At 57.7% G+C, this 12,446-nt stretch carries 9 protein-coding genes; 6 read left to right on the forward strand and 3 right to left on the reverse strand.

Translation table 11 applies throughout. The features are described from left to right. Positions 1-15: 15 nt before the first annotated feature. Positions 16-570, reverse strand: a complete 555-nt coding sequence (locus VR863_RS00495) for a DUF4149 domain-containing protein (RefSeq protein WP_434784949.1) — start codon at positions 568-570, stop codon at positions 16-18. Between VR863_RS00495 and VR863_RS00500 the strand changes: the two genes are divergently transcribed. After that, positions 569-1,783: an alginate export family protein gene (locus VR863_RS00500; protein WP_324826489.1), complete on the forward strand. Its 1,215-nt coding sequence runs from the start codon at positions 569-571 to the stop codon at positions 1,781-1,783. The two genes, VR863_RS00495 and VR863_RS00500, sit on opposite strands and share 2 nt — an antisense overlap. 22 nt (positions 1,784-1,805) lie before the next feature. Beyond that, positions 1,806-2,183: a limonene-1,2-epoxide hydrolase family protein gene (locus VR863_RS00505; protein WP_324826490.1), complete on the forward strand. Its 378-nt coding sequence runs from the start codon at positions 1,806-1,808 to the stop codon at positions 2,181-2,183. A gap of 4 nt (positions 2,184-2,187) precedes the next feature. Here the strand turns inward: VR863_RS00505 and VR863_RS00510 are convergent, their stop codons facing one another. Both VR863_RS00510 and VR863_RS00515 read right to left on the reverse strand, forming a co-directional pair. After that, a complete protein-coding gene (locus tag VR863_RS00510; protein WP_081853357.1) occupies positions 2,188-2,808 on the reverse strand; it encodes a GNAT family N-acetyltransferase in 621 nt (206 codons plus the stop codon). 12 nt (positions 2,809-2,820) lie between these two features. Further along, a complete protein-coding gene (locus tag VR863_RS00515) occupies positions 2,821-3,516 on the reverse strand; it encodes a helix-turn-helix domain-containing protein (protein WP_034960252.1) in 696 nt (231 codons plus the stop codon). Positions 3,517-3,735: 219 nt separating this feature from the next. Between VR863_RS00515 and VR863_RS00520 the strand changes: the two genes are divergently transcribed. Genes VR863_RS00520 through narJ form a run of 4 tightly spaced genes read left to right on the forward strand, consistent with a single transcriptional unit; the run spans position 3,736 to position 12,444 of the window. Beyond that, positions 3,736-6,483: a nitrate/nitrite transporter gene (locus VR863_RS00520; protein ID WP_324826491.1), complete on the forward strand. Its 2,748-nt coding sequence runs from the start codon at positions 3,736-3,738 to the stop codon at positions 6,481-6,483. After that, entirely contained in the window at positions 6,480-10,217 is a 3,738-nt protein-coding gene (locus tag VR863_RS00525) for a nitrate reductase subunit alpha (protein ID WP_324826492.1), read from the forward strand. The genes VR863_RS00520 and VR863_RS00525 overlap by 4 nt, the downstream gene beginning before the upstream one ends. Then, the gene (gene narH / locus VR863_RS00530; protein ID WP_324826493.1) at positions 10,214-11,740 is read left to right on the forward strand and encodes a nitrate reductase subunit beta; all 1,527 of its coding nucleotides are present in this window, start codon (positions 10,214-10,216) and stop codon (positions 11,738-11,740) included. The genes VR863_RS00525 and narH overlap by 4 nt, the downstream gene beginning before the upstream one ends. Continuing rightward, a complete protein-coding gene (gene narJ / locus VR863_RS00535) occupies positions 11,737-12,444 on the forward strand; it encodes a nitrate reductase molybdenum cofactor assembly chaperone (RefSeq protein ID WP_324826494.1) in 708 nt (235 codons plus the stop codon). Before narH ends, narJ begins: the two co-directional genes overlap by 4 nt. Positions 12,445-12,446 lie beyond the last annotated feature (2 nt).

Consider the following 12,446-nt stretch of genomic DNA (forward strand, 5'->3'; position numbering starts at 1 on the left):
TCTCGCGCTTGCCCCCTACATAAGCCCGTGCGCGCCCGCCATCGCACCCAGCACAGTGACGAGAGCGATGACCGAAAGCACGCGATGCACCCATACCATCAGGTTGAAGTCGCGTTCCGGTGACGGCGATTCTGCCATGCGCCGGTGGAGTACGAGCGGTTCCGCGATGAAAAGCATAGCAGCGAAAACGAGCCAGAGTCCGAGCATGGCGTGCATCCACCAGTAAGACGTTTCCGCAAATCGCGACCACATATCAGCGCGCCAGGTCATCCATAAGCCAGAGACTCCGGCAAGAATTACCCAGAACTTTGCTTGCACAGAAAACCCCTGTTCGATCCGGTGAAAGGCATGGAGCCTGTCCGCCGGCGAAGCAGTCTTCGCGATCGAAGGCATTACGACGAATGTTACGAACCAGACGCCTCCTATCCAGCCGACAATGGATACGATGTGGAGCACGCGGGCCAGAGTGAAATCATCAAAGATCATATCGCCCTTTTGGTGGAGTTGGATGCGCGCGACTTTGACACGGATCAAATACTTTGGCTGCCTGCCCTCTATCTGAGCGGCCATGAACAAGACTCTTCTCACGCTCGGTGCCACCTCATTGGCGATCACGATGTCCACGCCAGTGTTGGCACAAGACGGTGATGCCCTGCCATTCGATCCATATTTAGACCTGCGCTACCGGCTTGAAGTGGTCGACCAGGAAAACCTGCCCGAAGATGCTACCGCGTCGACGCTCAGGATAAGAGGCGGGGTCGAAACCGATGAGTGGAACGGCCTCAGCGCGCTCGTCGAAGGAGAGGCAGTGGTTCGTCTGGGACCGGAAAACTTCAACGATACCGTCAACGGCCAAGTACAGTTCCCGGTTATTGCGGATCCCTCGGACCTATTGCTCAACCGGGCATTTGTTCGCTGGCGACCGGACCCTGCTGTCGAAGTGCTCGCCGGACGCCAGAAAATCAACCTCGACAATCAGCGCTGGATTGGTTCGGTCGACTGGCGCCAGAACGATCAGACTTTCGACTTGGCGCAGGTCACGGTGAACCCGGTGGAAGGCGCTTCCGTGGATTATTTCCATGCTTGGCGGGTCAATCGCATCTTCGGGCCGGATTCGCCGCAAGGGATATGGCGCGATACAGACATCCACAATGTCCATGCGACTTATGCGATACCATCGGTAGGCACGGTGTCCGCCTATGGCTATTTCCTCGACATTCCGGTGTCGCCAGCCAACAGTTCGCAGACGCTTGGAGTGCGGCTTTCTGGCGCGCAGCCCATCGGCGGATCGACAAAGATCCTCTACGCAGCCGAATACGCAAACCAGCGCGATTTGGGGCTGAATCCGGCCGAGTTCTCACTCGACTATTTGTTGCTTGAGCCGGGAATCTCCTCCGGAGGTTTCACGATCAAGACAGGTTACGAGCGGCTTGAGGGTAATGGTGCATTCGCCCTGCAAACCCCGCTCGCAACATTGCATGCCTTCAACGGCTGGGCAGACAAGTTTCTTGTGACGCCGCCCGGTGGCTTGCGCGACCTTTATGGTGACATCAGCTACCGCTTTGGCGATGGCTCACCGCTCAACGGATTGCTGCTCCGCGGTATCGTCCACGATTTTGATGCGACTTCGACGGATCAGTCCTATGGGCAGGAGATTAATCTGCTCGCCGTTTATCCGATCCAGGCAAACCTCAAGGTCTTGCTGAAATTTGCGCACTACGAAGCGGATGAGTTCGCGGTCGATACGACCAAAGGGTGGCTATCCTTGCAAATGACTTTTTGATGCTGATTGAGGATTCGACTTAATGGAGGAGCAAGACAACATCGCTACCTTGCGCGAGTTCATAGCCGCCTGGTCGCGGCTCGATCCCGAGGAACTGGTGGGCTATTTCGCCGAGGATGGCATTTACCACAACATGCCGATCGACCCCGTTCAGGGCCACCATGCGTTGCGGCAATTTATCGCTGCATTCCTGCACGGCTGGTCCAAGACACAATGGGACGTTTTGTCGATTGCTGCCTCTGGAAACACCGTATTCGTAGAGCGGTTGGATCGTACGATCGTGAATGGAAAGCCGGTTAGTTTGCCGTGCTGCGGGGTCTTTGAGATGAAGGATGGAAAAATCGCGGTCTGGCGCGATTATTTTGATATGGCGACCTATCGTCAGGCCGTTGGCGACTGAGCTGCTAGTGACCTTGTGCTTTTAGCTTTCGCCAATCCTTGCGCATCATCTCCCAGTAGCGCGATTGGCGCGTCGAACCATCTGGCCGGACACTGTCGCGCTCGCCGAAAAACGTGAATCCAGCAGCTTCGATCACCTTTGCTGAGCGCACATTATCTATCGCAGCTGTGACGCCGATGAGTCGCACTCCCAAGTGCTCAAACATCCAGTCAAAGCTGCACGCAGCGCCCGCCTTGCCGGCACCCATGCTTTGCGCGTCACCGCGATAGGCACCTGCGATTTCGGCTGAGGAGCGCTCCGGCCATACCGTGAAGTAGGAGTAGCTCACGATCTCGTCAGTGCTATCGATCATAATCGCAAAGATGGCTTCACCCTGACGCTGTCTCGCCCGTGCATCGAGAACCCAACTTCGAATGCTTTCATGCGTCAACGGTCGCGGAAAATCGTAGATCGGATTCGACACTTCAGGATCAGCGAGAAGCTCCAGCAGGCCTTCGGCGTCTTGAGCAACGGCTAGGCGATAGCCGGGACCCAGCAAAGCTACATCCGCGCCTTTTACAGCTGATCGTATCCGCCTCTCTTCTTCTGGAGTAACGAACAATCGTGTCTGCGGCGGCGAGCTCACACGGGTGGTTCCTCAATTTGGATCGGCGGGTACTGAATCGGGACGGGCAAATGCAGTCAGAGCTTCCCTGTCCTCGATCCGCACTCTTGCTCCGACTACGTTTACCCCGTGCTGCTTCAAGGTCCCGAAGGCGCGCGACAGATTTTCCGGTGTCATACCGAGCAGAGATGCCAGAACCCGCTTTTCTCCACTAAGTTCGAATTGCCACGCATCGCCGTGCTTCGCACTGTATCCAAGCAGATAATTGCCCAGCCGCTCGGCAGATTGTCGGATCTTCATATCGACAAGCGCTCTGACCATGTCCCTGTACCCAAGCGCAAGCTCAGTCATAGTCGCTTGCATCAAGGCAGCATCTTCCTTGATCGCACCGCGGATACGTGCAGCTGGAACGAGCAGAACTCTTGATGACGTAAGCGTGCGCGCCGACATCAGATAGGGCATATCGTTGACCGCTGCAGCGAGGATAAAGCTCTTTACCGGCTCAATCAGCTGGATCGTCGTATCGCGCGCTGTCCCGGGAACATAGAGCTCGATCAAGCCATCGACGAGCACATGCAAAAAATCCACCTGCTGGCCTGCTTCGAAAAGCGTAAGCTGCGCAGGGAATACCTGCAGGAATGAACCGGAGAAGATGTCCTCGCGTCTGGTATCATCCATGTCGCGAAACAGGGGAAGTCGCGCGATTTCCGGCTTTTCTTCGATTCGCACCCGAATTCGCTTCCCTTACAACTTGATCTGCTTTGGCTAGCCCAGCGATTGATATTCATCAACCAAAGACTTGATACCCAAAACCCGCGCTTCCCGAAAATAGCAAGCGACCGCGAGTTTTGCGGTCTTTCCACGCGCTCTTTGATCTTGGTCAAATAGTATCCCGTTTTCTTGGCTCAGCGAAAGACCACTGATCGCTGATCCATGAGGAAGCCGAGCATGCCAAAACAGCAAGCGCTAAACGCCGCCGACCAGAACCGAGCTCTCGGCTTGAGTACGTTTGCGTTTACAATCTGTTTCGCCGTCTGGACGATCTTCGCCATCGTCGGGATCGAAATCAAAGCCGAGTTGGGGCTTAATGATACGCAATTTGGATTGTTGGTCGGCACTCCGATCCTGACCGGTTCGCTGACCCGGCTCATGCTGGGCATCTGGACCGACCAGCGTGGCGGCAGGATCGTGTTCCCGCTCACCATGCTGGCGTCAGCCGCATCAACCTTTTTGCTGTCTTACGCCGAGAATTACTACGTCATGCTCCTTGCAGCGCTGGGCCTCGGCCTGGCCGGAGGCGGCTTTGCCGTCGGCGTTGCCTATGTTTCAAAATTCTATCCGCAAGAGCGACAGGGTGCGGCTTTAGGCTTTTTCGGCATGGGCAATGTGGGTGCGGCGGTAACCAAATTCCTGGCCCCGTGGGTCATGGTCGCGATCGGCTGGCAAGGCGTCGCCCAGGTGTGGGCAGGTGCGCTCGCACTTATCGCCGTATTGTTCTACCTGTTTGCCAGGGATGATCCGGAATTTGCCGCGCGCAAAGCGGATGGGACCAAAGCGCGGAGTTTGAAGGAGCAGCTCGAACCGCTCAAGAGCGAGCAGGTCTGGCGTTTCTCGCTCTATTACTTCTTTGTCTTTGGCGCGTTCGTCGCGCTGGCGCTGTGGCTGCCGCAATACATGGTCAGCCTCTATGGCGTCGACGTTAAAACGGCCGGGATGCTGGCGGCGACCTTCTCGCTCTCGGCCAGCCTGTTTCGCGCATATGGCGGGATGCTGTCGGACAAGTACGGCGCGCGGCGGATCATGTATGCGACCTTCGGCGTGTCGTTGGTGTGCCTGTTCATGCTGTCTTACCCGGCAACCGACTATGTCATTCATGGCATCCGCGGCGACATCGTATTTTCGACTTCGATGAGCCTGGTTCCCTTCGTCATCACGGTGTTCGTGCTGGGCTTCTTCATGTCGCTTGGGAAAGCAGCGGTCTACAAGCATATCCCGGTCTACTACCCCGACCACGTGGGTTCGGTTGGCGGCATGGTGGGCATGGTTGGCGGCCTGGGTGGCTTCATCCTGCCGATCGTCTTTGGCGCCGTTAGCGATCTCACCGGAATCTGGACCAGCTGCTTCATGGTGCTGTTTGCCCTCGTCGGCATTGCCCTCGCATGGATGCATATAGCCATTCGGCAGATGGAGCAGAAGGCAGCAGGGATGGATAACCGCTCGCTGCCTGAATTCCCAGAAATGGCCGATCTGCATGAAGAGAAGAAGCATGCAGCAGCGAAGCCGAGCAAGGTGCTCGCGGAGTGGAAACCGGAGGACTCCGAGTTCTGGGAACAAACCGGCGAGAGAATTGCCCGGCGCAATCTTTTCATATCAATCCCGGCCCTGCTCTTGGCCTTTGCAGTCTGGATGGTGTGGTCGGTCGTGGTCGCCAAGTTGCCTTCCATCGGCTTCGACTACAGCACTGACCAATTGTTCTGGCTGGCAGCCTTGCCTGGACTTTCAGGGGCGACACTGCGGATCTTCTATAGTTTCATGGTCCCGATTTTTGGGGGTCGACTGTGGACCACTTTGTCCACCGCATCGCTACTGATCCCGGCCTTCGGGATTGGGTATGCAGTCCAGAACCCGGAGACGCCTTACGTCATTTTCCTGGTGCTGGCGCTGTTGTGCGGGTTTGGCGGAGGCAATTTCGCCTCGTCGATGTCTAACATCAGTTTCTTCTTTCCGAAGGCGCAGAAGGGCAATGCGCTCGCCCTCAATGCCGGGCTTGGCAATCTTGGCGTTTCGGTGATGCAGTTTGCCGTACCGCTTGTCATTGTCGCTGGAGTGTTCGGCGTCTTGGGCGGCGAACCGCAGCAGACCGCAGAAGGTGGCGAGTTATGGCTGCAGAATGCCGGCTTCATCTGGGTGCCGTTCATTATCGTTGCGACCATGCTGGCATGGTTCGGGATGAACGACATTGCCGATGCCAAGGCCAGCTTCGCCGAGCAGTCCGTGATTTTCCAGCGCAAGCACAATTGGCTCATGTGCTGGCTCTACACAGGGACCTTTGGCAGCTTTATCGGCTTTTCGGCCGGTCTGCCTTTGCTTGCAAAACACCAGTTCCCTCAAATTGATGTGCTCCAGTTCGTTTTCCTCGGGCCTTTGGTCGGTGCACTCAGTCGTGCTGCGACCGGATGGGTTTCGGATCGCTGGGGCGGGGCGCGGGTGACCTTCTGGGTTTTCGTCCTCATGATGCTCGGTGTGCTCGCAGTGGCGTACTTCATCGAAGCGGGCAGCTGGTGGGGCTTCCTCGCAGCGTTCATCTTCATGTTCTTTATGACCGGGGTGGGCAATGCCTCCACTTTCCAGATGATCCCCAACATCATGCGTCAGGAAGTGCCGCGGTTGATGCCGCAGCTGTCTCGGGAAGCAAGCCTGCGCCAATCGGAGAAGGAATCGGCAGCGATTGTCGGCTTCACCTCCGCCATCGCCGCCTACGGGGCCTTCTTCATCCCGAAAAGCTTTGGCAGCGCGATCTCGGCGACCGGCTCTCCAATGGCGGCGCTCTGGGGCTTCTTCATCTTCTACGCCAGTTGCGCAGCGCTGACCTGGTGGGCTTATTCCCGTCGCGGCGGCCTGCTGCACGATATCGAACGTGGCCGGGCGCCTGTCCCCGCTGAACCAACCAACCAGCTCAAGGGAGCAACCGCATGAGCAAGCTTCTCGACCGCCTGACCTTTTTCAACCAGAAGAAAGTCGCCTTTTCCGAAGGCCACGGCGTCACCACCAATGAGAACCGCGACTGGGAGGATAGCTATCGCAGGCGTTGGCAGCACGATAAGATCGTGCGCAGCACCCACGGAGTGAACTGCACCGGCTCGTGTTCCTGGAAAATCTACGTCAAGGGCGGGATCATTACGTGGGAAACGCAGCAGACCGATTATCCGCGAACAAGGCCCGATCTGCCCAACCATGAGCCGCGCGGTTGTCCGCGCGGGGCGAGCTATAGCTGGTACATCTATTCGGCCCAGCGGCTGAAATATCCGATGATACGCTCGCGCTTGCTCAAGCTGTGGCGTGAGGCGCGGGTGGTTCGCACCCCGGTTGCAGCCTGGGCGTCGATCATCGAGGATCCGGTCAAGCGCAAGAGCTATACGGCCATTCGCGGCCATGGCGGATTTGTTCGCTCGACATGGGATGAAGTCAACGAGATCATCGCTGCGGCGAACGCCTACACTGCCAAGACTTATGGCCCTGACCGGGTCATTGGTTTCTCGCCGATCCCGGCGATGTCGATGGTCTCCTACGCCGCTGGTTCGCGCTATCTCTCGCTGCTCGGTGGTACCTGCATGAGCTTCTACGATTGGTATTGCGACCTTCCTCCCTCATCCCCGCAAACCTGGGGCGAACAGACCGATGTTCCCGAAAGCGCCGACTGGTACAACGCCGGATTCCTGATGATGTGGGGTTCGAACGTTCCGCAGACGAGAACTCCTGATGCGCACTTCATGACCGAAGCCCGCTATCGCGGCACCAAGGTGGCGGTTGTCTCACCTGACTATGCCGAAGCCACCAAGTTTGCTGACCTTTGGCTTAATCCCAAGCAAGGCACCGATGCGGCCCTGGCGATGGCCATGGGCCATGTCATCCTGCGCGAATATCACCTCGATCGTCAGGCGGAATATTTCGAGGATTACTGTCGCAAATATTCCGACATGCCGATGCTGGTGCGACTGGTCGAGAAAGATGGCGCCTACGTACCCGAGAACCTGCTGCGTGCGGCTGACTTCCTTGACGGTTTAGAAGAGGAGAACAACCCCGACTGGAAGACAGTCGCAATCGATGAAAACACCGATGAAGTCGTTGCGCCCAATGGTTCGGCAGGCTTTCGCTGGGGCGAACAGGGCAAATGGAATCTCGAGGAAAAAGATGGCCGCGGAAACGACACGGTGCTCCGCCTTACCAACATCCTCGATGCCCATCACGACGAAACGATCGAAGTAGCCTTTCCGTATTTCGGCAACCGCGAGCATGATCATTTCCAGGGCACAGACCATCCCAGCGTGCTCAAGCGACGCGTGCCAGTACGCCAGCTGCAGCTGAAAGAAGGCAAAGCCTTTGTCGCAACTGTGTTCGACCTCTTTTGCGCCAATTATGGCCTCGACCGGGGCCTCGGCGGCGAGCATGTCGCCCGTGATTACAGTGAAATGGTGCCCTACACTCCCGCCTGGGCCGAGAAGATTACCGGCGTGCCGGCAGACCAGATCATTACGATTGCGCGCGAGTTCGCGGGTAATGCCGAGACGACCAACGGCAAATCGATGGTCATTCTCGGAGCCGGGCTCAACCACTGGTATCACATGGACATGAATTATCGCGGCATTATCAACCTGTTGGTGATGTGCGGCTGCGTCGGCCAGTCTGGCGGCGGCTGGTCGCATTATGTCGGACAGGAGAAGCTGCGTCCGCAGACAGGATGGCTTCCTCTGGCATTCGCCTTGGACTGGAACCGTCCGCCGCGGCAGATGAACTCCACGAGCTTTTTCTACGCACACACCGACCAATGGCGATACGAAACCCTCGATGTGGAGGAGATCCTGTCGCCAACCGCGCCCGAGGGTGATTGGGATGCAAGCCTGATCGATTACAATGTGCGGGCCGAACGGATGGGTTGGTTGCCGTCAGCGCCGCAATTGAAGACGAACCCGCTCGAAGTGGGCAAGGCCGCCAAGGCGTCAGGCAAGGAGGCCAAAGACTACGTTGCCGATGCGCTCAAATCCGGCGAGCTTGAAATGTCTTGCTTCGATCCGGATGATCCAGCCAATTGGCCGCGCAACATGTTTGTGTGGCGCTCCAACCTGCTGGGGTCGTCTGGCAAGGGCCACGAATACTTCCTCAAACACCTGCTTGGCACAGCCCACGGCGTGCAGGGCAAGGACCTGGGTGAAACCGGCGCGCAGAAACCGAAGGAAGTAAAGTGGCATGACGATGCGCCGAAAGGCAAACTTGACCTGCTGGTAACGCTCGATTTCCGCATGTCGACGACCTGCGTCTACTCCGACATCGTGCTGCCGACCGCGAGCTGGTATGAGAAAGACGATCTCAACACGTCCGATATGCACCCGTTCATCCACCCACTGTCGGCTGCAGTCGATCCGGTCTGGGAATCGCGCAGCGACTGGGACATCTACAAGGGGATAGCGAAGAAATTCTCCGAAGTGGCGCCCGAAGTGCTTGGCGTCGAACAGGACGTGGTGTTGACCCCGATCCAGCACGATACTCCGAACGAGATCGCGCAGCCCTATGATGTGGCCGATTGGGGCAAAGGAGATGTCGAGCCGATACCCGGCAAGACGATGGCGACGGTTGCCGTAGTAGAGCGCGATTATCCGGGGCTCTACGAGCGATTTTCTTCGCTTGGGCCGCTGATGGACAAGCTCGGTAATGGCGGCAAGGGGATCGCCTGGAACACTGAAACCGAGGTCGAGAACCTTCGCAAGCTCAACGGAGCCAGAAGCGAGGAGGGCTCGGCCAAGGGTGCGCCCCGTATCGATTCCGCTATCGATGCTGCTGAAGTGATCCTGATGCTGGCGCCGGAGACCAATGGCGAGGTCGCAGTCAAAGCATGGGAAGCGATTTCGAAGAACACCGGCCGCGATCACACTCATCTTGCATTGCCCAAGGAAGAGGAGAAGATCCGCTTCCGCGACATCCAGGCCCAACCGAGGAAGATCATCTCCTCGCCGACATGGTCGGGGCTTGAGAGCGAGCATGTCTGCTACAACGCAGGCTATACCAACGTGCACGAGTTGATCCCTTGGCGCACGCTGACCGGGAGGCAGCAGCTCTATCAGGATCACAAATGGATGCGCGCCTTTGGCGAAGGGTTCTGCGTTTATCGCCCGCCGATCGATACGAAGGCGGTCAAGCCGATGCTCGATGAAGCCAAGGATGCGCCGCACGTAATCCTGAACTTCATCACTCCGCACCAGAAGTGGGGCATCCACTCGACCTACACCGACAACCTCTTGATGCTGACTTTGTCACGTGGTGGGCCGATCGTGTGGATGAGCGAGGTCGATGCCGCCAAGGCAGGACTGGTTGATAATGACTGGGTGGAAACCTTCAACAGCAATGGCGCACTGGTAGCCCGGGTGGTGGTCTCGCAGCGCATGAAGGAAGGCACCCTGTTCATGTATCATGCGCAGGAGAAGCTCACCAATATGCCCGGCTCGCCGCTGACCGGCCAGCGCGGCGGCATTCATAATTCAGTGACGCGCGCTGTACTGAAACCCACCCATATGATCGGCGGTTATGTCCAGCTTGCCTACGGCTTCAACTATTACGGCACGGTGGGCTCAAACCGCGATGAATATGTCATCGTCCGCAAACTCAGCAAGGTCGACTGGCTCGAAGAAGCTCTGCCTGAAGGGGAGACCGTAGCATGAAAATTCGCGCGCAAATCGGCAAGGTTCTGAACCTCGACAAATGCATTGGCTGTCACACCTGCTCGGTCACCTGCAAGAATGTATGGACCAGCCGTGAAGGGATGGAATACGCTTGGTTCAACAATGTCGAAACCAAGCCCGGCATTGGCTACCCCAAGGACTGGGAGAACCAGAAACGCTGGAAAGGGGGCTGGGAGCGGGTTCCAGGAGGATCAATCCGGCCCAGGATGGGCGGCAAGTGGCGGGTGCTGGCGAAGATTTTTGCCAATCCCGATCTGCCAGAGATCGACGATTATTATGAACCCTTCACTTTCGACTACGCCCATCTTCAGCAGGCGGGTGAGAGTAAGGCCTTTCCGACCGCACGCGCGCGCAGCCTGATATCGGGCAAGCGGATGGAGAAGATCGAATGGGGTCCGAACTGGGAAGAAATTCTTGGCGGCGAGTTCTCCAAACGTTCGGAGGACTACAACTTCGAAGGTGTTCAGAAGGAGATTTACGGCCAGTTCGAAAACACCTTCATGATGTATCTGCCAAGGCTGTGCGAGCACTGCCTCAACCCGACTTGCGTCGCGGCCTGTCCCTCAGGCGCGATCTACAAGCGCGAGGAAGACGGCATCGTTCTGATCGATCAGGAGGCCTGTCGTGGCTGGCGCATGTGCGTATCGGGATGTCCTTACAAGAAGATCTACTACAACTGGAAAAGCGGCAAATCGGAAAAGTGCACGTTCTGTTATCCGCGTATCGAGGCTGGTCAACCGACCGTTTGTTCTGAAACCTGCGTTGGCCGCATCCGCTACCTAGGCGTGATGCTTTATGATGCTGATCGTATCGAAGAAGCTGCATCGGCGGAAAATGTCGAAGATCTGTATCAGGCCCAGCTCGATATCTTCCTCGATCCCAATGATCCCGAGGTAATTGAACAGGCCCGCAAGGACGGAGTGCCCGAAGCCTGGATTGAGGCTGCGCGGCATTCGCCGGTGTGGAAGATGGCCATGGAATGGAAGGTCGCCTTCCCGCTGCACCCCGAATACCGGACCCTGCCGATGGTCTGGTACGTACCGCCGCTGTCGCCGATCAACGCTGCGGCAAACGCCGGGCAGATTTCCGTGAACAACAATATGCCCGACATCCGGTCTTTGCGCATTCCGCTCAAGTATCTCGCCAATCTTCTCACAGCGGGCGACGAGGAACCGATTGCGGTCTGCCTCGAGCGCATGCTCGCCATGCGCGGCTACATGCGGGCCAAATCGATCGACGGCGTCCATAACGAAAGCATTGCCACCGATGTTGGGCTGACCGGCGCGCAGATCGAGGAAATGTACAAAATTATGGCGCTGGCCGATTACGAGGATCGCTTTGTGATCCCGACCGGACACCGCGAGGATGCCGAGGACATGTTCGAAGAACGCGGTTCGTGCGGCTTCTCCTTCGGCAACGGGTGCTCGGGTGGGTCAAGCAAGACCAATCTGTTCGCAACCCAAACCCGCAAAAAACTCCAGACCCCAACGGAGGTGTTATGATGCAATCGCTTCACCTGATGTCACTGCTGCTGCAATATCCGACCAAGGACCTGCAATCTGTTATCGGCGAAATCCGCCAGCGGCTGGAGGCCGATACCTCGCTTACGCCCGCGTCGGTGAAGTCGCTTGCTCCGCTACTCACGCGGCTGGCGACCAGCGACATCTATGATGCGCAGGAGACCTATGTGGAACTGTTCGACCGGGGCCGGGCGCACAGCCTGCACCTGTTCGAACACGTCCATGGTGAAAGCCGCGACCGTGGCCAGGCAATGGTCGACCTGCGCGAACGTTATCTTGCGGCGGGACTGGAACCCAGCGGCAATGAGCTGCCCGACTACCTGCCGTTGTTCCTCGACTATTGCTCAACCTTGCCGGAGCAGGCTGCCCGCGAAGCGCTCGCAGAGCCGGGCGTGGTTATGGTGGCCATAGCCGCGCGTCTGGCCGAGCGGGAATCGGACTATGCGCCGCTGTTCGAAGCGCTCTGCGCCATTGCCGGAGTGGAAATGGACGAAGAGGCGCAGCAGGCGCTCTCTCCGGTTGACGACCCGCAGGATCTCGAGGCGCTCGATGCGCAGTGGGAAGAAGAAGAAATCCGGTTTGGAGCCGAAGCCGCTCCAGACCCGAATGCAGCATGCCCCAAAATTGGGGAGATACTCGAAAGAATGCGCGAGCTTCCCGTCACCAAGACATCAGCGGGGGATTAGTC

Origin of the sequence: Qipengyuania zhejiangensis (assembly GCF_035607565.1) — a bacterium.
GTDB lineage: Bacteria > Pseudomonadota > Alphaproteobacteria > Sphingomonadales > Sphingomonadaceae > Qipengyuania > Qipengyuania zhejiangensis.